We start from the raw sequence: 26,418 nt of genomic DNA, 5'->3' as shown, positions 1-26,418 counted from the left end.
GTCTCTTGCATATGTCCTTTAGGTACGCAAGAGCCCTGGTACGGCGACTGAGACCCAAGCGTAAGGATGATGCGCGAGGCTTGTGAAGAGCTTATGTGAGTCGCGCGTCCGTCTCTAGAGGGACTCTTACTTCGGTCTCGACCGCTTTTCCGGCCCGCTCCGCCCGCCCGCGCTCAGCGGAACGTGCGCAGACGGAGGCTGTTGGTCACGACGAACACCGAGGAGAAGGCCATCGCCGCGCCCGCGATCATCGGATTGAGCAGCCCGGCGGCGGCCAGCGGCAGCGCGGCCACGTTGTAGCCGAAGGCCCACACCAGGTTGCCCTTGATGGTGCCGAGGGTGCGCCGGGACAGCCGGATCGCGTCCGCGGCCACCCGCAGGTCACCGCGGACCAGCGTCAGGTCGCCGGCCTCGATCGCGGCGTCGGTGCCCGTACCCATGGCCAGACCCAGATCGGCGGTGGCGAGGGCGGCCGCGTCGTTGACGCCGTCCCCCACCATCGCCACGGTCCGCCCCTCGGCCTGCAGCCGCCGTACGGCGTCGACCTTGTCCTCGGGCAGCACCTCGGCGATCACGTCCGCGGAGTCGATCCCGACCTCGCCGGCCACGGCCTCGGCCACCGCCCGGTTGTCCCCGGTCAGCAGCACCGGCCGCAGGCCCAGCGCCCGCAGCTCCCGTACGGCCTGGGCGCTGGTCTCCTTGACCGCGTCCGCGACCGCGACGACACCCCGTGCCACGCCGTCCCAGCCGACCACGACAGCTGTACGGCCGCTGGTCTCGGCCTCGCGGCGGGCTCGGGCCACGTCCTCGGGCAACTCGTCGAAGAGGCGCCCGACGCTCACCTCATGGCCCTCCACGCGCCCGCGCACGCCCCGCCCGGGCACGTTCTCGAAGTGCTCGGCGGCGGGCAGCGGTCCGACCCGCTCCTCGGCGCCGGCCGCGATCGCCCGTGCGACCGGGTGCTCGGAGGCGTGCTCCAGGGCGCCCGCGATCCGCAGCAGCTGCTTCTCGTCGGTGCCCTCGGCGGCGTGGACCTCCTGGAGGGTCATCCGGCCGGTGGTGACCGTGCCGGTCTTGTCCAGGACCACGGTGTCGACGCGCCGCGTGGACTCCAGTACCTCGGGGCCCTTGATGAGGATGCCGAGCTGGGCGCCCCGGCCGGTGCCGACCATCAGCGCGGTCGGAGTGGCCAGGCCCAGCGCGCAGGGGCAGGCGATGATCAGTACGGCGACGGCGGCGGTGAAGGAGGCGGTGACGTCACCGCCGGCCAGCAGCCAGGTCAGCAGGGTGCCGAGCGCGATCAGCAGGACCACGGGCACGAAGACCGCCGAGATCCGGTCGGCCAGGCGCTGCACCTGGGCCTTGCCGTTCTGCGCGTCCTCGACCAGCTTCGCCATGCGGGCGAGCTGCGTGTCCGAGCCGACCCGGGTGGCCTCGACGACCAGCCGGCCGCCCGCGTTGACCGTGGCGCCCGTGACCGGGCTGCCGACGCCCACGTCCACCGGGACGGACTCGCCGGTCAGCATGGAGGCGTCGACGGCGGAGGCGCCCTCCACGACCGTGCCGTCGGTGGCGATCTTCTCCCCGGGGCGTACGACGAACCGGTCGCCGACCGCCAGCGACGCCACCGGGACGCGGACCTCACGGCCGTCGCGCAGCACGGAGACGTCCTTGGCGCCGAGCTCCAGCAGCGCCCGCAGCGCGGCGCCCGCGCGGCGCTTCGAGCGGGCCTCCAGATAGCGGCCGAGCAGGATGAAGGCGACGACTCCGGCGGCGACCTCCAGATAGATCGTGGACGCCGCGTTCATCCGGGAGACGGTGAGGCGGAACTCGTCGTGCATGCCGGGCATGCCCGCGTCCCCCAGGAACAGGGCCCACAGCGACCAGCCGAACGCGGCCAGCGTGCCCACCGAGACCAGGGTGTCCATCGTCGCGGCGCCGTGCCGGGCGTTGGTCAGGGCGGCGCGGTGGAAGGGCAGGCCGCCCCAGACCACGACGGGAGCGGCGAGGGTGAGGGCGAGCCACTGCCAGTTGTCGAACTGCAGCGCCGGGACCATCGAGAGCAGGACCACGGGCACGGCGAGGAGTGCGGAAACGATCAGGCGCTGACGCAGGGCGCTCAGCTCGGGGTCGGCGGCGGGGTGCGCGCCCGTCGCGCCGGCCGACTCCGGCGATTTCGTCGCCTCCTGACGGGGCTGCGGCTGCGGGGGCGGCGGCTCCTCGGCCGTGTAGCCCGTCTTCACGACGGTCGCGATCAGGTCCTCGACCTGTACCCCCGGGGGGTAGGCGACGCGGGCCTTCTCCGTCGCGAAGTTCACCGTGGCGCTCACGCCGTCGATCCGGTTGAGCTTCTTCTCCACGCGGGCGGCGCAGGAGGCGCAGGTCATCCCGCCGATGAGCAGTTCGACCTGGGACAGCCCGGGCGGCTCGGTACTCGTCGTGCCGGGCTTGCCGGCCGTGCTGGTGCTGCTGGTCATTGTCCGTACTCCAGTGGACCGACCGGGCCGTACAGAACCAGTATCAGCTGGTCGGTACGGCCCGGTGTCGAGAGATACGTTTCGGAGTGGGGGGATGTGGGCGGAGGGACGCCCGGAGGGCGGCTGTGGCCGTCGGGCCCGCTCGTCAGGCGCGGCCGACGAGCTCGAAGCCGGCCTCGTCCACGGCGGCGCGCACGGCCTCGTCCTCGAGCGGGGCCGCGGAGACGACGGTGACCTCGCCGGTCGAGGCGACGGCCTTGACCGAGCTGACGCCGGGGATCTCGGAGATCTCGGCGGAGACGGAGCCCTCGCAGTGCCCACAGCTCATTCCGCTCACCTTGTAGACGGTGGTGACGGTGTCCGGGGTGCCGGTCTGAGCGGTCATGGCTTTCTCCTCGTCGTTACTGGTGTGGCCGGGTGGCCCCAGAGGGGCTCACACCATTCACACTATACCCCTAGGGGGTATTTCTCAAAGGAACCCCGGCGGGAGCACCCGCGCGTGCCGCGGTCAGCGGGGTGAGGTAGCGGACGAGGAGGTCCTTCAGTTCCCGCACGTACGCCTCGCGCTCGGCGCCCTCGTGGCCGAGCACCAGTTCCAGCGCCGCCTTGTAGACGCTCAGGCACACCTGGGCCGTGCGGGCGACGTCGCCCGCCGCGGCGTCCGGCATGAAGCGGGAGAGCAGCACCTCGACCCGGGACAGCAGCGTCGCATGCAGGGCGTCGTGTTCCTCGGCGATCCGGCCGGGGATGTCGGGGCCGTGCATCAGTGCGAAGAACACCGGGTGGCGGCAGTTGAAGTCGATGAACCGGTCGACGGCCGCGGCGACGGCCTCCTCCAGCGGGGTGCCGGGCTCCACCGGTGCGAGCGCCTCGCCGTACGTCTCGCGCATCTCGTGCACGAGCCGGTCGCCGAGCTCGATCGCGATGGCCTCCTTGTTCGGGAAGAACTGGTAGAGCGTGCCGGGCGACACGCCGGCCTCGCGGGCGATCGCGTTGGTACTGGCGGCGGTGTAGCCCGTGCTGCAGAAGACGGAGGCGGCGGCCTCGAGCAGCTGTGCGATACGGCGCTCACCGCGCGCCTGGCGGCGGCGCGGGCGCTCGCCGGCCGCCGCGTCGTTTCCGGATCTCACGGGCTTCTCGTTCATGTCGGGCACGAGTTATCCCCAGCCTCCGCGGGTGTTTGACAAACACGAGAGGTCGCTCGCATTCTAGGGAAAACGCGAGTGACTGCTCGTGTTTGCCAGTTTATGGCAACAGCAGATCCATGCTGCCTGTCGTGCGCGAGCCGAGTGCCGGGCGTGGGGTGGGAGCAGGGGTCGTGGTGAAGGGGACACCGTGCGATGACCGGAGTCGATGTGCCGCCGGGTGACGGCAAGGGCGAAGGCAAGGACAAGGGCAGTGACCGGGGAGGCGGGGGCCCGACGGGGGAAGCGGGGACGAATCGCCGGGGAGCGGTGGCGCGTGCCGGAGGCTGGACGCGCTTCGTGACCGCCCGGCCCCGGCTGTCGCTGCTCGCGGCGCTCGTGCTCACCGTGCTCGCGGTGCTGGCGGGCAGCGGAGTGGCCGACCGGCTGGGCAGCGGCGGCTGGGAGGACCCGGCCGCCGAGTCGACGTACGCGACGAAGGCGCTGGAGCGGGAGTTCCCCGCCTCCCAGCCGAACCTGTTGCTCCTGGTCGGCGCCGGCGGCTCCTCGGTGGACGACCCGGCCGTCGCCGCCGAGGCCCGGCGGCTCACCGCGCGCCTGGCGGCCGAGAAGGGGGTGACCGGCGTCGGCTCCTACTGGCAGTCGCACGCACCGGCCCTGCGCGCCAAAGACGGTCACGAGGCGCTGATAGCCGCCCACCTCACCGGTGACGAGAAGGCTATGGGCCGGACCCTGGACCGCCTGGCCCCGGCCTTCCGCGGCGCGCACGGACCGGTGAAGGTCACGGTCGGCGGCCCGGTCGCCGTGCGGCACGAGATGCAGACCATCATCAAGGAGGACCTCACCAGGGCGGAGCTGATCGCCCTGCCGATCACCCTTCTGCTGCTGGTCATGGTCTTCGGCAGCGCGGTGGCCGCGCTGCTCCCGCTGGGCATCGGCATCGTGGCGATCCTCGGCACCAACGCGGTGCTGCGCGGGCTGACCGAGTTCACCGACGTCTCCGTCTTCGCCCTCAACCTCACGACGGCCCTGGGACTCGGCCTCGCGATCGACTACGCGCTGTTCATCGTCCGCCGCTTCCGCGAGGAGCTGTCCTCGGGCGCCGACCCGACGACCGCCGTCGGCACGACCCTGCGCACCGCCGGCCGGACGGTCCTCTTCTCCGCCCTCACGGTCGCGGTGTCGCTGGCGGCGATGCTCCTCTTCCCGCAGTACTTCCTGCGGTCCTTCGCCTACGCGGGCATGGCGGTCGTGCTGCTCGCGGCGGCCGCGGCCCTGATCCTGCTCCCGGCGGCCCTGGCCCTGCTCGGCCACCGGGTCGACTCCCTGGACCTGCGGCGCCTGTTCCGCCGCGGCGGCCGGACGCGGACCACCGCCGAGGGCAGCGCGGCGGACGGCAGGGCCTGGGCGCGGACGGCCACCCTCGTCATGCGGCGCGCCCCGTTCTTCGCCCTCGGCACCACGGCCGTGCTGGTCCTGCTCGGACTGCCGTTCGTGGGCGTGAAGTTCGGCACCGCGGACGACCGCCAACTGCCCTCCACGGCCGAGTCCCACGTGGTGCAGCAGCATCTGCGCGAGGGTTTCCCGGGCAGCCCGGGCGGTGGCCTGGAGGTCCTCGCCGAGGGCGGGGCGACCCCGGCGCAGTACGCCGCGTACAAGGAGCGGATCGCCGCCCTGCCCGAGGTGCTGCGGGTCGACGGACCGCTGGTGAAGGGCGACTCGGCGTACTTCACGGTGCAGCCCCGCGGAGAGGCCGTGGACGACGCCGCCCAGCACCTGGTGGGGGAACTGCGCTCCACCGACGCCCCGTTCACCACCAAGGTGACCGGCACCGCGGCCGTCCTGGTCGACTCCAAGCACGCGATAGCGGAGCAACTGCCCTGGGCGGCGGCCTTCATCGCGATCGTGACACTGCTGCTGGTCTTCCTGCTCACCGGCAGTGTGGTGATACCCGTCCAGGCCGTCGTGCTCAACGCGCTCAGTCTGACGGCCATGTTCGGCGCGGTGGTGTGGGTCTTCCAGGACGGCCACCTCTCCGGCCTGCTCGGCTTCACCAGCCCCGGCTCCATCGAGACGACCCTGCCGGTCCTGATGTTCTGCGTGGCCTTCGGCCTCTCCATGGACTACGGCGTGTTCCTCCTCTCCCGCATCAAGGAGGAGTACGACCGCGGGGGCGCCTCCCACGACGACGCGGAGACGGGGCAGGACCGCCACCGCCGCGCGGTGCGGCACGGCCTGCAGCACACCGGCGGGCTGATCACGGCGGCGGCGGTGATCCTCGCGGTGGTGATGGTCGCCATCGGCACCTCACGGGTGACCAACACCAAGATGCTGGGGCTCGGCATCGCGCTGGCGGTGCTGATGGACGCGATGATCGTCCGCAGTCTGCTGGTCCCGGCCGTCATGCGCCTGACCGGCCGGGCGACCTGGTGGGCCCCGGCCCCGCTGCGCCGCTTCCACGCCCGGTTCGGGCTGAGCGAGGGCGAGCCGGCGCCCGCGGGAGCGGGAGACGTCCCGTCCGGCACCTCGGCCCCGGCCGGGGAGCGGCCCGCCGGGGCCGCTCAGGACTCCGGCTCCGGCGCGTCGGGAGGCGACCGGGGCCGGGACAGGGCCGCCAGCCGGCGCTAGGTGTATTGATCACGAGCGTTGACAACGCTCGTGATCAATACACCTGGGACCCGCGTCGGCCGCGTATTACCGTTCCGGCGGAAGCGGTGTTGATCTCCCGGTGAAGGCGAGGCGGCGGATGCGGGCTGTGGTGTTCGAGCGGTACGGGGAGCCCGCCGAGGTGCGCGAGGTCGCCGACCCGCGCCCCGCCGAGCACGGGGTGGTGGTGCGGGTCGAGGCGACCGGCCTGTGCCGCAGCGACTGGCACGGCTGGCAGGGCCACGACCCGGACATCACCCTGCCGCACGTGCCCGGGCACGAACTGGCCGGCGTGGTGGAGGCGGTGGGCCCGCGGGTCACCCGGTGGCGGCCGGGCGACCGGGTGACCGTGCCCTTCGTCTGCGCCTGCGGGACCTGCCCCGCCTGCGCGGTGGGCGACCAGCAGGTGTGCGAGCGGCAGACCCAGCCCGGCTTCACCCACTGGGGTTCCTTCGCCCAGTACGTGGCGCTCGACCACGCCGACGTGAACCTGGTCGCCGTGCCGGCGGAGATGTCCTTCGCGACGGCGGCCTCGCTCGGCTGCCGGTTCGCCACGGCGTTCCGCGCGGTGGTCCAGCAGGGCGGGGTCGCCGCCGGGGAGTGGGTCGCCGTGCACGGCTGCGGGGGAGTGGGGCTGTCGGCGGTGATGATCGCGGCCGCCTCGGGGGCCCGCGTGGTGGCGGTGGACGTCTCGCCCGGGGCGCTGGAGCTGGCCCGCCGGTTCGGCGCGGCGCAGTGCGTGGACGCGACCGGGGTGCCGGACACGGCCGAGCGGGTCCGCGAGCTCACCGGCGGCGGCGCCCACCTCTCGCTGGACGCCCTCGGCTCGGCCGCCACCTGCGCCGCCTCCGTCGGCGGGCTGCGCCGCCGGGGCCGCCACGTCCAGGTCGGCCTGCTGCCCTCCGCGTCGGGCACGACGCCCGTGCCCATGGCCCGCGCGATCGCCCTGGAACTCGAACTCCTGGGCAGCCACGGCATGGCCGCGCACGCCTACCCGCCGATGCTGGAGCTGGTGCGCGCCGGTGTCCTGCGCCCCGATCTGCTGGTGACCTCGACGATCCCGCTGGCGGCGGTCCCGGACGCGCTGGCGGCGATGGGCACGGCCCCGGCCGCCGGGGTCACGGTGGCCGAACCCTGGAGCTGACACGGCGAGGCCTGGGGCTCAGTCGGTTCTGCGGTTGCGGTTGCCGGGCCGGGAGGCCACCCAGGCCCGCACGGTGTCGGCGTACCAGTAGGGCCTGCCGCTCTCCACGTGGTCGGGCGGCGGCAGCAGACCGTGTTTGCGGTAGGAGCGCACGGTGTCCGGCTGCACCCGGATGTGGGCCGCGATCTCCTTGTACGACCAGAGCCTTCGGTCGGTCATGTGGTGCACCTCCCCATGCCCACCGCGGCGGCGGCCCTGCGAGCCGTCGGGGGAGCCAGGTGGGCGCTGGTGATCCATAAGCCTGTGGCCGGTGAACGAGGTCCTCCGGGGATCGGCAAGGGGCTGTCGAACGGGTGTGACCCGCAACCCGCGTATCTGCGACGCCCGTGACACCGGTGTTGCCCTTGTGACGAAACCGCGGCACGGGGGAAGGGAACGGAAGGGGAACACTTCCTCCGACTCGTCCGTATGTCCGGACAAACCATTGACATGGCTCCCCGCCCGGCACTACAACCGGGGTGGGCCGACGCGAAGGGAAGCCGATGGCGCACGGAGCGACGCCTCGCACGGCGCGCACCCGGGCGCCGCACGCGGTCGGGCCACCGATCGCCTCCGGCGCGGGAGGCCGCTTCGCCCTGGCAGGAGCGAAGTGCGAGCGTCGACTCCCCGCCCGCTACGGCCCCGCGCCGGAGGTCCGCCCGTCCCACGCGTCCGCCCCACGCGGGCGCCGGCCGGCGGACACTCCCACATGTGTCTACGCGGACACCGAAACCGCAGACACAGTGTCGGGCGCGTCCCGAGCCGGGGCCTGGTGGGATGTATCCGTGGCCGAGACCGCGACCCGATCGTCCGCGGCCGGGGCACATGAGCTGTACGAACGGCACGTCTCCACCCGACGCCGCCATCTGCGAAGGAGTTACCGGGCATGACGAAGATCGTCAACCACTGGATCGGCGGGAAGACCGTCGAAGGCGCCTCGGGGACGTACGGGCCGGTCACCGACCCGGCGACCGGCGCGGTCACGACGAAGGTGGCGTTCGCCTCCGTCGACGAGGTGGACGCGGCGGTGGCCGCCGCCAAGGACGCCTACGCCACCTGGGGGCAGTCCTCGCTGGCCCAGCGCACCTCGGTCCTGTTCAAGTTCCGCGCGCTGCTCGACGCCCACCGCGACGAGATCGCCGAGCTGATCACCGCCGAGCACGGCAAGGTCCACTCCGACGCGCTCGGCGAGGTGGCCCGCGGCCTGGAGATCGTCGACCTGGCGTGCGGCATCAACGTACAACTGAAGGGCGAGCTGTCCACCCAGGTCGCCACCCGGGTGGACGTGGCCTCGATCCGGCAGCCGCTGGGCGTGGTCGCCGGCATCACGCCGTTCAACTTCCCGGCGATGGTCCCGATGTGGATGTTCCCCATCGCCATCGCCTGCGGCAACACCTTCGTGCTCAAGCCCAGCGAGAAGGACCCCTCGGCTGCCGTCCGGATGGCCGAGCTGCTCGCCGAGGCCGGGCTGCCCGACGGCGTCTTCAACGTCGTGCACGGTGACAAGGTGGCCGTCGACCGGCTGCTGGAGCACCCGGACGTCAAGGCCGTCTCCTTCGTCGGCTCCACCCCGATCGCCCGCTACATCCACACCACCGCCGCCGCCAACGGCAAGCGGGTGCAGGCCCTGGGCGGCGCCAAGAACCACATGCTGGTCCTGCCCGACGCCGACCTGGACGCGGCCGCGGACGCGGCGGTCTCTGCCGCCTACGGCTCCGCCGGCGAACGCTGCATGGCCGTCTCGGCCGTCGTCGCGGTGGGCTCCATCGCCGACGAACTGGTGGACAAGATCCGCGAGCGCGCCGAGAAGATCAAGATCGGCCCCGGCAGCGACCCCGCCTCCGAGATGGGCCCGCTGATCACCAAGGCCCACCGCGACAAGGTGGCGTCGTACGTGGAGAACGCGGCCGCCGAGGGCGCCGAGGTCGTCCTGGACGGCACCGGCCACACCGTCGAGGGCTTCGAGGACGGCCACTGGATCGGCATCTCGCTGCTCGACAGGGTCCCGACCAGCGCGAAGGCGTACCAGGACGAGATCTTCGGCCCGGTGCTGTGCGTGCTGCGCGTGGACACCTACGAGGACGGCGTGTCCCTGATCAACGCCTCGCCGTTCGGTAACGGCACCGCGATCTTCACCCGCGACGGCGGCGCGGCCCGCCGCTTCCAGCTGGAGGTCGAGGCCGGCATGGTCGGCGTCAACGTGCCGATCCCCGTCCCGGTGGGCTACCACTCCTTCGGTGGCTGGAAGGACTCCCTCTTCGGCGACCACCACATCTACGGCAACGACGGCACGCACTTCTACACCCGCGGCAAGGTGATCACCTCGCGCTGGCCGGACCCGTCCGAGGCCCCGGCGGGCGTCGACCTCGGGTTCCCGCGCAACCACTGAGCGTCACCGCCAGCCCCTGTCAGGCCGTCCGGTATCCGGACGGCCTGACATTTTTTTGAGGCCCAACCTGCGAATGCCGTGCGGGCGGGATGAAAGGGATGGCTTAGGCAGTTGTGAGAGGAGACCTTGGAAAGCAAGGAAAAATCTCGCCTGTGCATATTGAATGCAACATCTGGGTGTGATCACCTAGGAAAGTGATGTCAGCGACGCGGACCGTCAAGTGCGGATTTCGAAGGCAAACGGCCATTGACGCGGCGGTTTTCGTCGGGGTTCCATGCTCGCGCCGGGAGCGGACGAAGAGAGCTGCACGTTACGACCGAAGCCGCCGGAGGCGATAGCGCTCCCGACCCCCTCACCTATTGCACGAGTCGATCGGAACCGCCGCATGACCGACACGCTCCGCCCTGTCGACAACGCCGCCCCAGGGGACCTCGGTGCCCCCGCGCAGGCGACGGACAGCCCCAAGACGCTCAAGCGTTCCATCGGGGTGGTCGGTGGCACACTCCTGACGCTCTCGTGCGTGACGCCCGCCTCCACGCTCTTCGTGGTCGTGCCCGACCTGTTCGGCTCGCTCGGCACCGCGACCGCCCTGACCATCGCCATCGGCTCCCTCCTCTGTATCGCCGTGGCGTTCTGCTACTCCGAGCTCGGCACCCTCATCCCCAGCGCGGGCGGCGAGTACGCCATGGTGTCGACGATGGCCGGACGGCTGGCGGGCTGGCTGGTCTTCGTGCTGTCCCTGCTGGTCGTCATGATCGTGCCGCCGGTGATCGCGATGGGCACAGCCGACTACCTGGCGCCGATCGTGCACCTCGACCCGGCGATGACCGGCGCCGGCGTGATGCTCCTCGCCACTCTCGCCGGCCTGCTCGACCTGCGGGCCAACGCCTGGATCACCGGCATCTTCCTGGTCCTCGAGGTGATCGCGGCCGGCGTGGTCGCCATGCTCGGCTTCGCACACAGCCACCGGGGCGTCGACAGCCTGGTCTCCATGCAGGTGGCCGGCTCCGACGGCCACACCGACGCCGTCACCGCGATGCTCGTCATCTCCGGGCTCGCCATCGCCCTCTTCGCGACCCAGGGCTTCTCGACGGCCGTCTACCTCTCCGAGGAACTGGAGCACCCGCGCCGCAACGTCGCCCGTACGGTCCTGGCCACCCTCGCCATCTCCTCCGTGATCATCATCGTGCCGGTCGCCGCCATCACCATGGGCGCCTCCGACATCAAGGAGCTGACCAGCGGTGACCTGAGCGCCATGGTGACCGCCTGGTCCAACTCCGCGGTCGGCACCTTCGTCAGCCTCTGCGTGGCCCTGGCCATCATCAACGCGGGCATCGTCATGGTCATCCAGAACTCCCGCGTGCTGTTCGCCTCCGCCCGTGACAAGGCCTGGCCCGAGCCCGTCAACAACGTCTTCTCCAAGCTCGGCCGCTTCGGCTCCCCCTGGGTCGCCACCCTCGCCGTGGGCGTGCCCGGCGCGCTGCTCTGCTTCGTCAACCTCGACACCCTGTACGGAGTCACCGGCGTCTCCGTGACCGGCATGTACCTGCTCGTCGCGGTGGCCGCGCTGCTGGCCCGCCGCGGCCACCACAAGCACACGCCCGCCTGGCGCATGCCGCTGTGGCCGGCCATGCCGATCCTGCTGATCGTGGTGCTGGCCTACATCCTCAGCCAGCAGGAGGTCGTCTACCTGCTGTGGACCGGCGGCATCACCGCGGTCGCCACCCTCTACTGGGCCTTCTACCTCCGCCCCCGCCGCGACACCCGCTGGCTGGTGTCGATCCCGGAGGACGCCCAGGTCTGAGTCCCGCCCGGACCTCCGAGCGCCGCCCCGCCGTACCGCGTCCGTGGTACGGCGGGGCCGCGCCGTACTCCCGGGGGAGGGCGAGAGGTTCCGTCCACAGGGCGCACCGGATGTCGGCGGCGGCCCGTACCGTGGTGGGCATGGATCTTCGACTGCCCGGACTGCGCGGGCTGCTTCGGGGGCCCCGGCGGTGGTGGGCCGCCGGGGCCGCCGCCGTCCTGCTCGCCGGCGCGGGCACCTGGACGGCGGCCGCCGGAGGCGACCCGCCCCAGGTGCACCGAGCCGACCGGGTCGTCAGCACGGGCGACGGGGTCCGTATCGACACCTCGTACTTCACCCCCGCGGACGCGGGCCGCCACCCCGCGATCCTGCTCGGACACGGCTTCGGCGGCAGCAAGGACGACGTACGGCAGCAGGCCGAGGACCTCGCCCGCCACGGCTACGCGGTGCTGACCTGGTCCGCGCGCGGCTTCGGCCGGTCCACCGGCCGGATCGGGCTCAACGACCCCAAGGCCGAGGTCGCCGACGTCTCCGTACTGATCGACTGGCTGGCCCGGCAGCCCCAGGTCCGTCTCGACCGTCCCGGAGACCCGCGCGTGGGCCTCACCGGCGCCTCCTACGGCGGGGCGGTCTCCCTGCTCGCCGCCGGGTACGACCACCGGGTGGACGCCATCGCCCCGGCGATCACCTACTGGAACCTGGCGGACGCCCTCTTCCCGAACGGCGTGTTCAAGAAGCTCTGGGCCGGCGTCTTCTTCAACTCCGGCGGCGGCTGCGCGAAGTTCGAACCCGAGCTGTGCCGGATGTACCAGCGGGTCGCCGAGTCCGGGAAGCCCGACGCCCAGGCCCGCGCGCTCCTCGAGGCGCGCTCGCCCTCCGCGGTCGCCGGGCGCATCAAGGTGCCGGCCCTGCTGGTGCAGGGCCAGACCGACTCCCTCTTCCCGCTCGGCCAGGCCGACGCCGCCGAGCGGGCCATCCAGGCCAACGGCGCCCCCGTCGACGTGGACTGGATCGCGGGCGGGCACGACGGCGGCGACCTGGAGAACACCCGCGTCCAGGGGAGGGTACGGGCCTGGTTCGACCGCTACCTCAAGGGCGACACCCACACGGGCACCGGACCCGCCTTCCGCGTCACCCGCACCGGCGGCGTCGACTCCACCGACGGAGCGGCCCTGCTGCGCGGCGCGAGCGCGAACGCCTACCCGGGCCTCGAGGGCGGGCAGCGCTCGTTCCCCCTGCGCGGCACCACCCAGCGCTTCGAGAACCCGCCGGGGGCGAACCCGCCCGCCGTGTCCTCCCTGCCCGGCCTCGGCGGCGCGGGCGGCGGTCTCGCCCAGCTCTCCGCGCTCGGCGTCGGCGTCTCCCTGGACTTCCCCGGCCAGTACGCCCACTTCGACTCCGCACCCCTCGCCGCCGACCTGCGCGTCACCGGATCGCCCACGGTGACCGTCCATGTGACGTCGACCGCCGACGACGCGGTGCTCTTCGCCAAGGTGTACGACGTCGGACCCGGCGGCTCCCGGCCCGTGCTGCCCTCCCAGCTGGTCACCCCGATCCGGGTCGAGGGCGCCGAGGCGGGCAAGGACGTCACCCTCACCCTCCCGGCCGTCGACCACGAGGTGCAGAAGGGCCACCGGCTCCGCCTGGTCCTCGCCTCCACCGACCTCGGCTACGCCTCCCCGGCCGCCCCGGCGACGTACACCGCGTCCCTCGTGAGCGACCTCAAGGTGCCGACCGCGCCCGGCGTGACCACCGCGGCCGCCCCGCTGCCCGCGTGGGTGTGGTGGCTGCCGGCCGCCGGCGCCCTGATCGCGCTCGCCCTGCTGCTGACCGCCCGCCGGCGCGCGGCCGCCCCCGCGCCCGACCCCGCACTGGCCGGCGTCCCGCTGCAGATCACCGACCTGAGCAAGCGGTACGCCCGCTCCGCCGACCGGTACGCCGTGCGGGAACTGTCCTTCCGCGTGGAGCGGGGCCAGGTGCTCGGACTCCTCGGGCCCAACGGCGCCGGGAAGACCACCACCCTGCGCATGCTCATGGGCCTGATCCGGCCGGACGGCGGCGAGATCCGTGTCTTCGGCCACGCGATCCGTCCCGGCGCGCCGGTGCTCTCCCGGGTCGGCGCCTTCGTCGAGGGCGCGGGCTTCCTGCCGCACCTGTCCGGCCGCGAGAACCTCGAGCTGTACTGGCGGGCCACCGGCCGCCCGGCCGAGGACGCCCACCTGGACGAGGCGCTGGAGATCGCCGGCCTCGGCGACGCGCTCGCCCGCTCGGTGCGCACCTACTCCCAGGGCATGCGCCAGCGCCTGGCCATCGCCCAGGCCATGCTCGGCCTGCCCGACCTGCTGATCCTCGACGAGCCCACCAACGGCCTCGACCCGCCCCAGATCCGCGAGATGCGCGAGGTCATGATCAGGTACGCGGCCGCCGGGCGCACGGTGATCGTCTCCAGCCACCTGCTGGCCGAGGTCGAGCAGACCTGCACGCACCTGGTCGTCATGGACCGGGGACGGCTTGTGCAGGCGGGACCGGTCGGCGAGATCACCGGCTCCGGCGACACCCTGCTCGTCGGCACCACGACACCCGTGGAGGAGCCCGTGGTGGAGAAGGTGGCCGCCCTGCCCGGCGTGGCCTCGGCCCTGCGGACCGACGACGGACTCCTGGTCCGGCTGGAGTCCGGGGGCACGGCCGAGGGCCTGATCGTCGAGCTGGTGCGGCTGGAGGTGCCGGTCGCCTCCGTCGGCCCGCACCGCCGTCTGGAGGACGCCTTCCTCACCCTGATCGGAGGTTCCGCATGAGCACGCTCACCGAGGACGACGTGACCGCACAGGCCGCCTCCGGTTACCGCCCGGGGCGCACCCTGCCCCTGCGGGTGGAGCTGGTGCGCCAGCTGAAGCGGCGCCGCACGCTGATCATGGGCGGCATCCTGGCCGCGCTGCCGTTCGTGCTCGCCGTCGCCTTCACGATCGGCGGCAGCCCGGGCGGCCGCAACGACCGGGTGACGCTGATGGACACCGCCACCGCCTCCGGCGCCAACTTCGCCGCGGTCAACCTGTTCGTGTCGGCCGGCTTCCTGCTGGTCATTCCGGTGGCCCTGTTCTGCGGGGACACGGTGGCCTCGGAGGCGAGCTGGTCCTCGCTGCGCTATCTGCTCGCCGCGCCCGTGCCACGGGCCCGGCTGCTGTGGTCCAAGCTGGTGGTCGGACTCGGGCTGAGCCTGGCCGCGATGGTGCTGCTGCCCGTGGTCGCGCTCGCCGTCGGCTCCGCCGCCTACGGCTGGGGCCCGCTGCGCATACCCACCGGCGGCGCGCTGGACACGGCGACCGCCACCCAGCGGCTCGCGGTGGTCGTGGCCTACCTCTTCGTCTCCCAACTGGTCACCGCCGGTCTCGCGTTCTGGCTGTCGACCAAGACGGACGCACCCCTCGGCGCGGTCGGCGGCGCGGTCGGGCTGACCATCATGGGCAACGTCCTGGACGCGGTCACCGCCCTCGGCCACTGGCGCGACTTCCTGCCCGCGCACTGGCAGTTCGCCTGGGCCGACGCCGTGCAGCCGCACCCCGAGTGGTCCGGGATGGTCCAGGGCACGGCGATCTCCGTGACGTACGCGCTGGTGCTGTTCGCTCTGGCCTTCAGGGGGTTCGCCCGCAAGGACATCGTGTCCTAGACCGCTCCGGTGACCAGTCGTCGGCCCGATCGGCGCAGCGGGCGGGCCGAGGAACCCGGACAATCCAGGACACGCCGAGTGATCTGCTGGGCGACGCCTGAGCGTTGCGGGCCTGGCGCTCCCGTGATCACATCTTCACGAAAGCACCCGAAGGGATGTTTTCGGGCCCGCTTCGAGGGCGGTTGCCTGCCGCGGCCCGCCCCGGCCGTATCTGGGAGAACACATGCCTCACCGCACACCGCGTCCGGCGATCGCCGCCCTGCTGCTCTGCGCCCCGCTTCTCGCCGCGGCGCCCGCGTCGGCCGTCGGGCAGCGGAGCTTTCCGTGCCTGGTCGCCTTGCAGAAGATCAGCAGCGCGCAGACCAGCACCGTGACGCTCACTGTCCAGTGCGCCCAGTCGCGAACCGTCGAGGTGTCAATTGCCGCAGAGGCGACGGAGCTTGCGCACCGAACACTCGCCGTGCAGGCCGGCGTCGAGCAGAGGGTCGCCCTCAGCGTGCCCAGGATCTCGCGGGTCTGCGCCACGCTGCGGACCGGCGGCGACACCAGCGTGGTCTGCACACCGCGGTAGCTCCTCTGCGGTACTAAAAGGTGCATAACTCGATTGATGCCACTCAATCGGACGTGTGGGGAATCGTGCACCGGGAGAGACGGGTGTTATCGTCTGTGACGAATCGGACACGGACCGTAAGGAAGGCCGTGTGCGCGAGGAAATCGGAGACACGATGCACAAGCTCAAGAAGGCTGCGGCCGTAGCAGTCATGGTCGGCGGCATCGGCCTCGTCGGCGGTGGGGTGGCCAGCGCCAACGGCCAGGGCTACGCGGACCCGTTCCCGGGCGACCTCTCGGTCAGCAACGCGCAGCGCGTGGACTGCGACCAGGAGTTCGACGGCGGTCTCGCCTTCGCCCCCGCCGGTCCCGTCGCCGTCACGGGTGACAACAACGAGAGCATCGGCAACTTCTGCACGGTGATCGGGTCCATCCGTCGCTGACCTCGAGGCGTAGGAAACATTCCGCTCTCGCGACTGACCCGCGAGATCTGTTCCTCGCCTTTTCGTACCGGACGTCTTCCGTAAGAAACCGGCGCGCCTGTGCGGCATTCGCCTCCGAACGGTCGCGAAACAAGGGCAACCTTGTTTCGCGCGCCGGCCGGAGGCGTTTTTGCGTTTGGGTGAGCTGCGTGGCCGCATGGGTGCCAGGAAGTTGTCGGCGTAAATAATTTGTAACTCGAATAGCGCCCACTCGACCGGGTGTGTTGGAAATGGTGGTTTAAGGATGGGGCGTGTTATCGTCAGTGACGAGTCGGACACGCTCCGTAGGGGATCGTGTGCGTGAAGAAAACGGAGATGCGATGAACAAGCTCAAGAAGGCCGCGGCGGTTGCAGTCATGGTCGGCGGCATCGGCCTGGCCGGCGGCGGTGTCGCCAGCGCCGACGACGGCAACAACCTGCAGGGTGTTGAGTGCGAGCAGTCCTTCGACGGCGGCACCGCCTTTGCCCCCGTGGTCGGTGCTGTCACGGGTGACAACAACGAGAGCATCGGCAACTTCTGCACGGTGATCGGGTCCATCGGCCGCTGATTGCGCAAGCCGCGAGTGGTTGGGTCTCGTGCCGCCAGCGCGGGACCCGGTGCTCGTTTCTCGCCGTGCCGAACGCCTGGAACGGCCTGTCCGCTTGAGGCTGTGAGGAAGAGGCCGGTAATTCGCGAAACAGGGGATGCTGAGGTCCTTCCTGGCTCGGCGTCCCCTTTTGCGTCCAATCGGACCGCCACCCACCGGTGGCCGTAAATCAACATGGAGATGCGTGTGCGCAGGCTCAAGAAGGTCATGCTGGTGACCAGCGTTCTCAGCGGCGTCGGCCTGGCGGCCGCCGGTACCGCCCAGGCGAAGTGCGCGGGCGACGACCCGCCTCCCGCGGCTGTCGACAATGCGCAGTCACTGAAATGTGACCAGGACTTCAGTTCCTCCTTGATCACGATCAATGCGCCCGTCACCGTTCTTGGTGACAGCATCACGAACATCGGCAACTTCTGCACGCTGGCCGGTCCCGGTAAGTGATCGGCTGACGGCCTGCGGTCGTTCAGGACGGGGTCAGCGGTCATCGTTCGATGACCGCTGACTTTTTGCGTTCTCTGAATTCCGTACGATCAGCGTAATTCATACGGACGCCTTCCCGGGGCCACATGGATGAAATTCGACGAGCGTTGCTCCAAAAGGGTGTCACCTGCTTGATGGCAGGTTTCCTGCGGGTGCACCATCGGTTCCGTCCTTCTGCTGAAGCGGAGGTGGACAAACCGCGTCTCGGAGGAAATGTGAGCGACAAGATCATTTTGCCACGTTGTCCGGAGACCGGTAAGGCTTCGTTTCCCACCGAATCCGAGGCGAGGGTCTGGCTGATCAAGCAGCCACCGTTGGAGAAGGCTCCCGACCGTATCTATCGATGCCCCAACTGCCACTGCTGGCACTTCACCGCGTCCCATCACTGGACCAGCCGGAGAATCGGGTGGCAGCGCAACTACGGAAGGCGTGAGGCCCCGACACGGCGCACCGGCAGGAAGCGGGGCAGGAACTGACGGGCGGGGCCTCGGTACCGCACCCGGCTCCGGACCGAGCCAAGCTCCCATATAAAGGAACTGGTCTCGTTCGGTGCCGAACAAATCTCGCAGTCGCCATCCGGCGGCTTCTTCCTCGAAGCCGGCTGATGACGACACGACATGCCGGACCCGAAGCCGGGTCGGCTTTTCCCACCTCTTCGACGAGAAAGACGAATAGATTGCGACAGCACCTGAGCAAGGGAATGGTCGTGGTCGGCGCCGCGACGGGCATCCTGTCGCTGTACGGCAACCCGGCGTTCGCGGACTCGCACACCGAAGGGACCGCGGGCGGGCCGCTCGGTGCCCCGTCCGCGCACAGTGTCCCCGACGTCTCGGTAGACGCTCCCACGAGCCCGTGCACGACCACGACCGGAGTGACCACCGGACCTGCCCGGTCCTTCGGGAACTCCTGTGCCGGCGGCCCCGACTCCGGGGAATCGCACGCTCCGGCCCGTCTCTCCGACCGCGCCGGCGTCCGGGCACCGGCCGAGCACGCATCGCGGGGACGGCAGGAAGCCGTGGGCTACGGCGACGACGGCGCCTCGACCGACGACAGGATCGGCCGCGGTGCGCGCAGTGATTCGGTCACCGACGTGCTCGGTCGGCACGGGGACAGTGACTCGGTCACCGGCATGCTGGGTCGGCACGGGGACAGTGACTCGGTCACCGACATGCTGGGTCGGCACGGGGACAGTGACTCGGTCACCGACATGCTCGGCCATGGGCAGGGCTACATGCCTGTCGGCGAAGTCGGGGGCAGCGGCGGGTACGGCGACGACGATGCGGACGTACCGGAGGGGTACGGCGACGCGCCGCTCCCCAGCCCCACTCCGTCGGTGGAGGTGCCGAGCCCGACGGCCCCGCCGTCGACCCCGGCCCCCGCGCCGTCGGTGAAGCACCCGGCGCAGCCGCCCTCCCTTGCCACGACGGGCGGTGGCGGCGAGCAGGCGGTGCTGGTCTCGGGCGCCGCCGCGTTGCTGCTGACGGGCGGCGTCGTCCTGGCCCGGCGAGGCAGGAAGGCCACGCGCCGGTAGCGTGCCGCCGCGGGTGCCGGCCGGAACACGTCCGGTACCCGCGGTGCCGCAGTCCCTCAGCCGTGTCTGCCGGACAGCGCTCGAACGCGTCCACGCGCTGCGGGTGTCGTGAGCGTCATGGCCGGTGTGGCGGTGCACAGGTGACGGCGTACCCCCTGCACGAGCGTCGCTGCCGTGTACGTCGCGCCGTGGACGAAACGCATGGCCGGACCGAAGGCCCGGGCGGTGAGCAGTCCCGCCAGGAACAGGCCGGGGACGGAGGACTCGAAGTTCCGTCCGACCACCGGGTAGCCGCTCGCCGTCGTCATGAGACGCCCGTGCAGTTCGGCGGAGAGCAGGGTGAGCCGGTCAGTGGTCGCCCGGAACCCTGTGGCCGCGATCACGTGTTCGGTCTCCAGACAGAGCGGATTCCCGGACCGGTCCACCGTCCTCAGCCGTAGACCACCCGGCATCGCTCGCGCCGCGACGACTTCGCGGCCCAGAACCACGTCGACCGCGGACTCGACCCGGTTCCGTACCCACCAGGCGCCCGCGGGGCCGAGCGCGGTGGCCGCCACGTGGTCCCGGGTCGACTCGGGCAGACGGCGGAACAGCCCAGGACACTCGGCGTAGAACCAGTTGCGCCAGCCACTGCCCAGACCGCTGTGCGGCGAGCGGGCAGCCTGCCACCAGGGGCGCCGCCAGGGCGGAGGGACGTCGTTCCACCGCAGGCGGTCCGCTCTGACCAGCACCTTCACCTTCGTGCCCTGCTCGGTGAGCAGCGCCGCGGTCTCCAGGGCCGCCTGGCCGCCGCCGATCACCGTGACGGCCTTGTCCCGGAAGCGGCCCAGATCTCCGTGGTGGCTGCTGTGCGAGACGAGCGCGGGTTGCAGAGCACGCAACGGGGGTGGGACCTCGACGAAGGGCGTGACGCCGACCGCCAGCGCCACCGTCCGGGTACCCAGCACCTCCTCGTCCTCGGTGACGACGTCGAAGCCGTCCGGACGGTGGGTCACCCGTTTCACCATGCGTTCGTCCAGTTCCGGCACCGCGTTGCACGCGAACCACAGCCCGTACGCGGCGAACATCCGCACCGGGATCGGCCCGGCGTGGCGCGCCGTCAGGCCCCGTTCCACGCAGAATCTCTCCAGACGCCAACGGCTCTGTGGATCACAGAGGTTGGAAGCCCATGGCTCGGACTTCAAATACATGCCGCTCGGCATGTTGTCCCGCCAGGAGGCCATGGGCCGGCCGAGGACACGTACGGACAATCCGGCAGCCGCGGCGTGGGCGGCGATGGACAGGCCGTAGGGGCCGGCGCCCACGACCAGCAAGTCGTACATCAGTGACTGCTCTCTTCCTTGTAGTCGGTCAGAACTGCGGGTGACCGCAGGGTGGGCAGCGGCCGCCGTGCGGCCCGGTCCGGGAGTGGGACCAGCCGTTCCCGGATCCGACGCGAGACATGGCGGTACCACAGGGCCCACAGCGCGCGGCCCGGGGCCGGGTCGTCGGGGGCGTGCCAGGCCAGTTCCCGTTCCCGTCGGACCGTCCGCAGCGCGGTGAGCGGCGCGTAGTTCTCCACCACGAACATCCGCCCCTCCCGCGGTGTGCCCTCTGGCAGTGGACGGTGCGTCAGATCGAGGTGCAAGGCGCGTACGACATCCAGTCCGGCGGTGTCGGTGAAGAGCCGGAACTGGGCGCCAGGCCGTGGATTGAAGTCGAGCAGGTGGTAGCGGCCGGTGACTTCGCAGCGCCGGAAGTCCAGGTCGAAGACCCCCCGGTAGTCCAGTTCGCCGGTGAGCCGCTCGGCGAGTGCCCGCACCTGCTGGTTGGATGTCCAGCAGCCGACCGAGGTCAGCCCCGTCATGCGTGGCCAGGCCCGCCGCTTGCGGCCGGAGCCGCTCGCACGAACGGCGCCCGACCGATCGGCGTACCCGTGGAAGAACCAGTCGCGGTCCGGCCCCGGCGGCAGGTACCTCTGCAGCAGCAGCGGACTGCCCGCTTCTCCCGCGCGCAAGTAGAGCTCTCTGGCCTGCTGAGCGGAGTCCACCAGCACCGTACTGCGCAGTCCGCGGCCGGCGGGCAGCAGCCAGGGCCGGCTCCACTTCGCGACCATCGGCAGACCGAGCCGCCGGGCCGTCCCCGCGGCCTGCGCCGGGCTCTCCGGGATGAGAGTCGGCGGGTGCGTGATCCCCGCGGACGCGCACATGGCGGCCAGGACCGCCTTGTCCGCCACGTGTTCGGGCAGCACGCCCGGTGTGTCCGGCAGCAGATAGTGCGGGGCGAGTTCCCGGTGCGCGCGGCCCACGGCGACCGCGCTCGCGTCGTCGAGGGGAACGAGGACGGCGGGCCGTGCGATGTGGGCGGCCACCCGGCGAAGTGCGACGGCGACGTCCCGTGCACCGGCCCCGGGTGGTGGAGGTGCGTGCAGGTGGTGCACGAAGCGCGATCTGCACACGGGGCTTTCCGCGGAATCCGCGACGACGTGCACCTCGACTCCCGCTCGGCCGAGCGAGCGCGCGGCTCCAAGAGTTCCGTGGTGAAAGGGATTCCGGTCGATTCGCAGGAGCACTGCGGGGACGCTGGTGTCGAGCAGCGGCACAGGCTTTGTTTCCTTCGGTCGGATCACCCGCTCAGGCGAGTGAGGGACTCGAAAGCCGTAACGGCGGTGGCGTTATTGCTTTTTTTATGACTGACTTCATATGACTGCCCGTCAGATCCAGCGAGCAGAACGGCGAAGGACAAAACGACGAGAGCGGAGAGGAGCGGGTATGACGTCACAGCAGTGCCCTGCCAGGGCCGGACGGCTGGCGATCGTCACGACGGCGGCCGCAGTGTCGGCCGCGTTGGTGTCCGGCACCTGTTTCGCGGCGGGGGCGGCCGGTCGCCCCGGGCCCGCCGCCACGGCGCAGGCCACCACGCCGGCTCCTGTGACCCCACCGTCCGTGCCGCCGATGCCCGCGGTGCCACCCGCGCCCGTGGGCTCTCCCGCCGATGCCGAGCCCGTCGCGCCCACGCCCGGGGCGTCCGTCCCCGTGTCTTCGGCTCCGGCGCCGACGACATCGCCCGGCGCCACGCCCCCAGGGCCGGCCGGCCTGATCCCTGCCTTCGGTGCCTTTCTCGGTTCCGGAGCGCAGGGCGTGGCGCGCATGACGTACCTCAGTCGCTGGCTGGGCGGAACCGACATGCGCGTCGGCCATACCTACCTTCCCGGCAACAGCTGGAGCGACATCGAGGGGACGGCCGCCTTCCTCGACGTGTGGGCACACTGGCGCAGGCAGAAGGCCGACCGCATGCTCGTCCTCAACGTTCCCATGCAGGAGCGCAACGAGGACCGTCTCTCGGACACCACGGTCCGGTGGCTGCTGCAGCAGGGGGCGGCCGGCCGGTTCGACCAGCACTTCCGGGCCCTCGCCGAGCGACTGGTCGAGCTGAAGGTGCCGGACACGGTACTGGTGCTCGGCTGGGAGATGAACGGCACGACGTACACCCACCGCTGCGGGCCGGACCCGCAGGCGTGGAAGAAGTACTGGAACAGAATTGTCACGACCATGCGATCGGTACCTGGCCAGAGATTCCGGTTCGACTTCGCGCCGAGCCGGGGACGGGACGCCGTCCCCTGGACCGAATGCTATCCGGGCGACGACACGGTCGACATCATCGGAATGGATGCCTACGACCAACCGCGCGGACTCTCGTTCGACGAACAGGTGAAGGAGCCGTACGGTCTCCAGGCACACGTGAACTTTGCCAAGTTGCACAACAAGCCCATTTCCTATCCCGAGTGGGGTCTTTTCCGTAACGGTGACAACCCCGAGTACATGCGCCGAATGCTCGAGTGGATCCGTGAGTACAAGCCGCTCTACAACACGCTGACCGACTACTGCCCCCACGGCGTTTGGGGGTGCGCCGCCAACCCGGCCTCCTCCCGGGTCTACCGGTCCCTTCTCTTCGGCCGCACCGACGAGACGACCGCGCCGCCCACGCCGACGCCGTCCACCTCGCCCACCGCCCCCGCTCCCTCACCCACCTCTTCGGCTCCAGCACTGCCCCCGGCGGGTTGCTCGCCGCTCGACCTGGGCGACTGGGTCGAGTACTGGCTCGGCGGAAAGCTCTGCGTGCGCCTCGACTGGTGGTCGCGCATCCGGTAGAGGAACGCGGTGGCGGCGGAGCTCCGTTGGGACCCGCCGCCACCGGTGAACTCCTGAACACGGTGCAGCCATTCCTTGTTGCGGCGGCGCGCGGCCACCCCCCAGACCACGGCCGGCATCAGCGGGGCAGTGCGCCGCCGGGCCAGCAGCAACCTCTGGTTCACCACGGGATCCGGACGCCAGTGGTGCTTGTAGGGCTCGTTGCCGCGCAGCAGGCTCAGCGTGCTCAGCCCATCGTCCACCGTGTGCCTGGCGCATGCCTCGAGCAGCATCACCGCAACGTCCGCCCTGCGTTCCCTCAACTGCGGGTGCGCGCCGTAGAGATAGCCTCCCGCCAGACGGCGCGACAGCAGCGTCACATCCACGGCCACCACGTCGTCGTCGATACGGAACTCGGTGACCGCCGCGTTCCCGGAGCGCACCATCGAGCCCACGGACCGCACCAGATGCTCCCGGAAACGAGGCTGCAGGTGCTCCTGCGTCACCTTCCGGCCCTGCCACTGCAGCCGGTGCAGTTCGAGCAGCCGACGCAGCGCCGTGTCCACCTCGTCCGGTCCTACCACGCGACACTGAACACCAAGGGCGCTCAGCTTGCGCAGTTTGGCGCGCACCCTCTGTGCCTTGCCGGACGGCAGCCGGGACACCAGCTGGTCCATGGGCAGGGCGGGCAGCTCGAGGCAGACCGAGTCGGGCATCCGCAGGCGCGGTCCGCCCCACCGGTCGTAGACGAGCTCGGCCGCACCACCGGGGCGTACCTCGCGCAGGTCGATCAAAGCGGTGCGGGCCGCTGCCGACAGACCTTCGGCGAGCGCCGCGGCCGCGTGGTCCGCCCGCTCGTCGTCGACGAGGACGTCCGTGTAGTCGGAGATGGCCCCGCCGAGCGGAACGAACGCCGGCACGGGAACAGGCCGGAGCATCAGGGGTGCTGCTGCGACCAGACGACCGTGCTCGCGCACCACCAGCAGCCGCAGCCGTCCCCTGCGACCGTAGGACAGCCACCAGGAGTGAAGCCAGGCGTGGCTCTGGAACGGCGTGGCGGCGCCGCACCGTTCGTACAACCCGTCCCAGTCGGCGCGCAGCGCGGTGAAGGCGGTCTCGTCGGTGACGAGTTCGGTGGAGCAGGCGCGCGTCATCGCACCGCCCCGCCGCGGGACCGGCGCCGGTGGCGCGTGCCCTCGGGAAACCAAGCCGGCAACGTAACCTCCCCGCAGTTCACAGCTTTCCGTGCATTTCCGCCGCGACGGCCGGCGCCGGCACACAGGCCGTGCTCTCCGTCTCCTCGTCGCTCCTTCGTGGCCGCACGAGCAGTGCCAGGCCACCGAGCAGGCCGCCCGCGCTCGCGCCGACGGCACCTGTCACCGCCGGTGGCGCGGAGGTGGGCTCGGTCGGCCGTACCGCTCGGGTGAACGCCACAAGGGCGACGTGGGTCGCGGCCTTGGTGTCGTCGGCGTGCCGGATCAGCGCGCCGGCGGTGGCGTTGGCCATGCCGGCGGCCAGAGCGGGCCGCGCCGAGGTGGCCGACACGGCGATCACGGGTGCGTCCGGGGAGGTCTCCGTGCGGACGCTGCGCCGCAGGGTCCGCACCGATACACCCGCCCCGGCCTGTGCGTCCGCGAGCACCGCGAGTTGTGTGGCGGCCCGGCCGTACGCCTGCGCGAAGCCGGACGCCAGTGCGGGGTCGGACTTCTCGGTCGGAACGGCGACGACATAGCTGGTGGCCGTGTACACCGGAGCCTTGAGCACGCCGTAGGCACCGCCGAGCAGGCAACCGACGACGGCACCGGCCGCGAGCAGCGACCAGGGCGGGAAGAACCGGGAGCGGGCAGGACGGCCCCAAAGACTGTGGCGCCCACTGGGCTTGTCGGTCATGGCGTAGTGACTTCCTGAGGTGGAGGGGGAAACGAGTCGCACACCACCGCCTGGTACACATCCATCAGCCGGGCGGCGGTGCGGGTGATGCTGTAACGGCGGACGGCCGCGGGTGGCGTTCGCGGCCACGGGCCGGCCGCCCGGACCTGGGCGATCGCACGGGCGTACGCCTCCGGACCGCCTCGTACCCGGCGGGCACCGGGCACTTCCCGGGCAGGCAGGTCCTCGATCGCCGGACAGGAGGCGTAGAGCACCGGCAGACCGGACGCCAGGGCCTCCACCACCGCGAGGCCGAAGGCCTCCTCGGGCGACGGCGAGACCAGCAGGTCCATCGCGGCGGTGAGCGAGGGCAGGTCCGGGCCGGCCGACTCCCCGGGGACGCATGGCCGTTCGCCGGTGAACAGGACGCGCTCGGCCACCCCGGCCTCCTGCGCGGTGCGGCGCAGCGTGTCCTCCTGCGGGCCGCTGCCGACCAGTAGCAGCCAGTGGTCGTCCGGCAGGTGGGCGAGGGCGCGGACCAGGACGTCGAACCGCTTGCCGCTGACCATCCGTCCGATGCCGCCGACGACGTACGCCCCCTCGGGCAGTGCGAGCCGTCGGCGGACGCGCGCACGCCGTGCCGGGTCGAACCGGAAGCAGTCCAGGTCGATGCCGTTGGGGACGACCTCGATGCGTGGTGCGGGCACGCCCCAGCGTTTGAGCCGGGCGGCCACCGAGGGGGAGACGGCGACTGTGGCGGAGCCCAGGCGTTCACCGGCGAGGTACAGGGCGCGCACACCCGCGGTGAGAGCCCGGCCCTCCATCTGGCTGTCTCCGAGGGAGTGCTCGGTGGCGACGATGGCGCGCAGACCTGCGAGGCGCGCGGCGAGCCGTCCGTAGACGCAGGCGCGGTACAGGTGAGTGTGCACCAGGTCGTAACCGCCGGAACGGATCACTCGTACCAGTCGCGGAAGCGCGGTCAGGTCGCGGTTGCCGCGCATGCCGAGGTGGAGCACACGCACCCCGTCGGCGGTCAGGCCGTCGGCGACCGTCCCGGGGTTGGTCAGCGTGAGGACGTCGCTGTCCACGGGCAGATGGCGCAGCAGCAGGCGTAGTTGCTGTTCGGCGCCGCCGACACCGAGGCCGGTGATGACGTGCAGAGCCCTCATCTCACCGGCTCCCGACGGGGCGGCGGCGCAGACGGTGCAGGCCGTGCTTCAGGTGCAGCCGCCAGGACGTGTCCCGCTGGCCGACGTGCACTCGCGGCAGCGCATGGGGGCCGGTCAGCGGGCCGGGGTCGATGGCACAGGCGTAGGAGTAACCCGCCTCGCGTACGGCCGCCACGGCTCGCGCGTCGACCATGCCGTACGGGTAGCAGAAACCGCGGGCCCGGATGCCCGTCAACTCCTCCAGCAGCGCCCGGCTCCCGTCGGTCTCCGCCTTCAGGACGACGTCGTCCACGCCGGTGAGGTCGACATGGGTCAGGCCGTGCGAGCCGATCTCCAC

The 26,418-nt window shown here is 71.3% G+C and carries 21 protein-coding genes and 2 pseudogenes; 13 read left to right on the top strand and 10 right to left on the bottom strand.

Going from position 1 to position 26,418, the window contains the following annotated elements:
- Positions 1 to 173: 173 nt before the first annotated feature.
- The 3 genes from IE249_RS16580 to IE249_RS16570 form a co-directional block, all read right to left on the bottom strand.
- Entirely contained in the window at positions 174 to 2,477 is a 2,304-nt protein-coding gene (locus IE249_RS16580; protein WP_189705596.1) for a heavy metal translocating P-type ATPase, read from the bottom strand.
- 145 nt (positions 2,478 to 2,622) lie between these two features.
- Complete coding sequence (locus IE249_RS16575; RefSeq protein ID WP_189705595.1) at positions 2,623 to 2,862, bottom strand: heavy-metal-associated domain-containing protein; 240 nt, start codon at positions 2,860 to 2,862, stop codon at positions 2,623 to 2,625.
- 70 nt (positions 2,863 to 2,932) lie between these two features.
- Positions 2,933 to 3,622 carry a TetR/AcrR family transcriptional regulator gene (locus IE249_RS16570; protein WP_189705594.1) on the bottom strand — a complete coding sequence of 230 codons (690 nt, stop codon included), beginning with the start codon at positions 3,620 to 3,622 and terminating at the stop codon, positions 2,933 to 2,935.
- Positions 3,623 to 3,817: 195 nt separating this feature from the next.
- Here IE249_RS16570 and IE249_RS16565 point away from each other — a divergent pair, with 195 nt between their 5' ends.
- Together IE249_RS16565 and IE249_RS16560 are read left to right on the top strand one after the other, a co-directional pair.
- The gene (locus IE249_RS16565; protein WP_189705593.1) at positions 3,818 to 6,250 is read left to right on the top strand and encodes an MMPL family transporter; all 2,433 of its coding nucleotides are present in this window, start codon (positions 3,818 to 3,820) and stop codon (positions 6,248 to 6,250) included.
- 118 nt (positions 6,251 to 6,368) lie between these two features.
- Entirely contained in the window at positions 6,369 to 7,412 is a 1,044-nt protein-coding gene (locus IE249_RS16560; protein WP_189705592.1) for a zinc-dependent alcohol dehydrogenase family protein, read from the top strand.
- An 18-nt stretch (positions 7,413 to 7,430) separates the two neighbouring features.
- Here the strand turns inward: IE249_RS16560 and IE249_RS16555 are convergent, their stop codons facing one another.
- Positions 7,431 to 7,631 carry a helix-turn-helix transcriptional regulator gene (locus IE249_RS16555; RefSeq protein WP_189705591.1) on the bottom strand — a complete coding sequence of 67 codons (201 nt, stop codon included), beginning with the start codon at positions 7,629 to 7,631 and terminating at the stop codon, positions 7,431 to 7,433.
- Positions 7,632 to 8,140: 509 nt separating this feature from the next.
- Between IE249_RS16555 and IE249_RS37515 the strand changes: the two are divergent.
- The 10 genes and pseudogenes from IE249_RS37515 to IE249_RS16510 all read left to right on the top strand — a co-directional run.
- A pseudogene (locus IE249_RS37515) lies at positions 8,141 to 8,341 on the top strand (hypothetical protein); the annotation flags it as partial.
- Positions 8,338 to 9,840, top strand: a complete 1,503-nt coding sequence (gene mmsA / locus IE249_RS16550) for a CoA-acylating methylmalonate-semialdehyde dehydrogenase (RefSeq protein ID WP_189705590.1) — start codon at positions 8,338 to 8,340, stop codon at positions 9,838 to 9,840. The pseudogene IE249_RS37515 and the gene mmsA, both read left to right, overlap by 4 nt.
- Before the next feature lie 385 nt (positions 9,841 to 10,225).
- Entirely contained in the window at positions 10,226 to 11,644 is a 1,419-nt protein-coding gene (locus IE249_RS16545; protein WP_189705589.1) for an APC family permease, read from the top strand.
- Between the two features lie 140 nt (positions 11,645 to 11,784).
- Complete coding sequence (locus IE249_RS16540; protein WP_189705588.1) at positions 11,785 to 14,439, top strand: CocE/NonD family hydrolase; 2,655 nt, start codon at positions 11,785 to 11,787, stop codon at positions 14,437 to 14,439.
- A complete protein-coding gene (locus tag IE249_RS16535; protein WP_189705587.1) occupies positions 14,436 to 15,308 on the top strand; it encodes an ABC transporter permease in 873 nt (290 codons plus the stop codon). The genes IE249_RS16540 and IE249_RS16535 overlap by 4 nt, the downstream gene beginning before the upstream one ends.
- Positions 15,309 to 15,531: 223 nt before the next feature.
- Positions 15,532 to 15,879 carry a hypothetical protein gene (locus tag IE249_RS16530; protein ID WP_189705586.1) on the top strand — a complete coding sequence of 116 codons (348 nt, stop codon included), beginning with the start codon at positions 15,532 to 15,534 and terminating at the stop codon, positions 15,877 to 15,879.
- 130 nt (positions 15,880 to 16,009) lie between these two features.
- On the top strand, positions 16,010 to 16,300 hold the full coding sequence (locus IE249_RS16525; RefSeq protein ID WP_308434358.1) for a hypothetical protein: 291 nt from the start codon (positions 16,010 to 16,012) through the stop codon (positions 16,298 to 16,300).
- Between the two features lie 359 nt (positions 16,301 to 16,659).
- Positions 16,660 to 16,887 (top strand): hypothetical protein, encoded by a 228-nt coding sequence (locus IE249_RS16520; RefSeq protein WP_189705585.1) that lies wholly within the window; start codon positions 16,660 to 16,662, stop codon positions 16,885 to 16,887.
- A gap of 225 nt (positions 16,888 to 17,112) precedes the next feature.
- Positions 17,113 to 17,364 carry a hypothetical protein gene (locus IE249_RS16515; protein WP_189705584.1) on the top strand — a complete coding sequence of 84 codons (252 nt, stop codon included), beginning with the start codon at positions 17,113 to 17,115 and terminating at the stop codon, positions 17,362 to 17,364.
- A gap of 715 nt (positions 17,365 to 18,079) precedes the next feature.
- On the top strand, positions 18,080 to 18,934 hold the full coding sequence (locus tag IE249_RS16510) for a hypothetical protein (RefSeq protein WP_189705583.1): 855 nt from the start codon (positions 18,080 to 18,082) through the stop codon (positions 18,932 to 18,934).
- 56 nt (positions 18,935 to 18,990) lie between these two features.
- Here the strand turns inward: IE249_RS16510 and IE249_RS16505 are convergent, their stop codons facing one another.
- Together IE249_RS16505 and IE249_RS16500 are read right to left on the bottom strand one after the other, a co-directional pair.
- Positions 18,991 to 20,256, bottom strand: a complete 1,266-nt coding sequence (locus IE249_RS16505) for an NAD(P)-binding domain-containing protein (protein ID WP_189705582.1) — start codon at positions 20,254 to 20,256, stop codon at positions 18,991 to 18,993.
- Positions 20,256 to 21,515 carry a carboxylate--amine ligase gene (locus IE249_RS16500; protein ID WP_189705581.1) on the bottom strand — a complete coding sequence of 420 codons (1,260 nt, stop codon included), beginning with the start codon at positions 21,513 to 21,515 and terminating at the stop codon, positions 20,256 to 20,258. Before IE249_RS16500 ends, IE249_RS16505 begins: the two co-directional genes overlap by 1 nt.
- A 169-nt stretch (positions 21,516 to 21,684) precedes the next feature.
- Between IE249_RS16500 and IE249_RS16495 the strand changes: the two genes are divergently transcribed.
- On the top strand, positions 21,685 to 23,064 hold the full coding sequence (locus tag IE249_RS16495) for a glycoside hydrolase family 26 protein (protein ID WP_189705580.1): 1,380 nt from the start codon (positions 21,685 to 21,687) through the stop codon (positions 23,062 to 23,064).
- A gap of 35 nt (positions 23,065 to 23,099) precedes the next feature.
- Here IE249_RS16495 and IE249_RS16490 read toward each other — a convergent pair.
- The 4 genes and pseudogenes from IE249_RS16490 to IE249_RS37510 form a co-directional block, all read right to left on the bottom strand.
- Positions 23,100 to 24,197 (bottom strand): annotated as a pseudogene (locus IE249_RS16490) (GNAT family N-acetyltransferase); the annotation flags it as partial.
- 79 nt (positions 24,198 to 24,276) lie between these two features.
- A complete protein-coding gene (locus tag IE249_RS16485; protein ID WP_189705579.1) occupies positions 24,277 to 24,933 on the bottom strand; it encodes a YveK family protein in 657 nt (218 codons plus the stop codon).
- The gene (locus IE249_RS16480) at positions 24,930 to 26,081 is read right to left on the bottom strand and encodes a glycosyltransferase (protein ID WP_189705578.1); all 1,152 of its coding nucleotides are present in this window, start codon (positions 26,079 to 26,081) and stop codon (positions 24,930 to 24,932) included. Before IE249_RS16480 ends, IE249_RS16485 begins: the two co-directional genes overlap by 4 nt.
- A 1-nt stretch (position 26,082) precedes the next feature.
- Positions 26,083 to 26,418, bottom strand: a 336-nt coding sequence (locus IE249_RS37510) for a polysaccharide deacetylase family protein (protein ID WP_229858661.1), incomplete at its 5' end; no start/stop codon positions are given.

Source organism: Streptomyces anandii JCM 4720 (genome assembly GCF_014650655.1).
GTDB lineage: Bacteria > Actinomycetota > Actinomycetes > Streptomycetales > Streptomycetaceae > Streptomyces > Streptomyces anandii.
This window is presented reverse-complemented; position numbering and strand designations above follow the sequence as displayed.

Bases quoted from the DNA above. Each gene is read 5' to 3' on its own strand.
- IE249_RS16570 (WP_189705594.1), bottom strand. From the start codon at position 3,622: ATGAACGAGAAGCCCGTGAGATCCGGAAACGACGCGGCGGCCGGCGAG.
- IE249_RS16555 (WP_189705591.1), bottom strand. From the start codon at position 7,631: ATGACCGACCGAAGGCTCTGGTCGTACAAGGAGATCGCGGCCCACATC.
- IE249_RS16505 (WP_189705582.1), bottom strand. From the start codon at position 20,256: ATGTACGACTTGCTGGTCGTGGGCGCCGGCCCCTACGGCCTGTCCATC.
- IE249_RS16530 (WP_189705586.1), top strand. From the start codon at position 15,532: ATGCCTCACCGCACACCGCGTCCGGCGATCGCCGCCCTGCTGCTCTGC.
- IE249_RS16580 (WP_189705596.1), bottom strand. From the start codon at position 2,477: ATGACCAGCAGCACCAGCACGGCCGGCAAGCCCGGCACGACGAGTACC.
- IE249_RS16495 (WP_189705580.1), top strand. From the start codon at position 21,685: ATGACGTCACAGCAGTGCCCTGCCAGGGCCGGACGGCTGGCGATCGTC.
- IE249_RS16520 (WP_189705585.1), top strand. From the start codon at position 16,660: ATGAACAAGCTCAAGAAGGCCGCGGCGGTTGCAGTCATGGTCGGCGGC.
- IE249_RS16485 (WP_189705579.1), bottom strand. From the start codon at position 24,933: ATGACCGACAAGCCCAGTGGGCGCCACAGTCTTTGGGGCCGTCCTGCC.
- IE249_RS16565 (WP_189705593.1), top strand. From the start codon at position 3,818: ATGACCGGAGTCGATGTGCCGCCGGGTGACGGCAAGGGCGAAGGCAAG.
- IE249_RS16540 (WP_189705588.1), top strand. From the start codon at position 11,785: ATGGATCTTCGACTGCCCGGACTGCGCGGGCTGCTTCGGGGGCCCCGG.
- IE249_RS16560 (WP_189705592.1), top strand. From the start codon at position 6,369: ATGCGGGCTGTGGTGTTCGAGCGGTACGGGGAGCCCGCCGAGGTGCGC.
- IE249_RS16575 (WP_189705595.1), bottom strand. From the start codon at position 2,862: ATGACCGCTCAGACCGGCACCCCGGACACCGTCACCACCGTCTACAAG.
- IE249_RS16480 (WP_189705578.1), bottom strand. From the start codon at position 26,081: ATGAGGGCTCTGCACGTCATCACCGGCCTCGGTGTCGGCGGCGCCGAA.
- IE249_RS16535 (WP_189705587.1), top strand. From the start codon at position 14,436: ATGAGCACGCTCACCGAGGACGACGTGACCGCACAGGCCGCCTCCGGT.
- mmsA (WP_189705590.1), top strand. From the start codon at position 8,338: ATGACGAAGATCGTCAACCACTGGATCGGCGGGAAGACCGTCGAAGGC.
- IE249_RS16545 (WP_189705589.1), top strand. From the start codon at position 10,226: ATGACCGACACGCTCCGCCCTGTCGACAACGCCGCCCCAGGGGACCTC.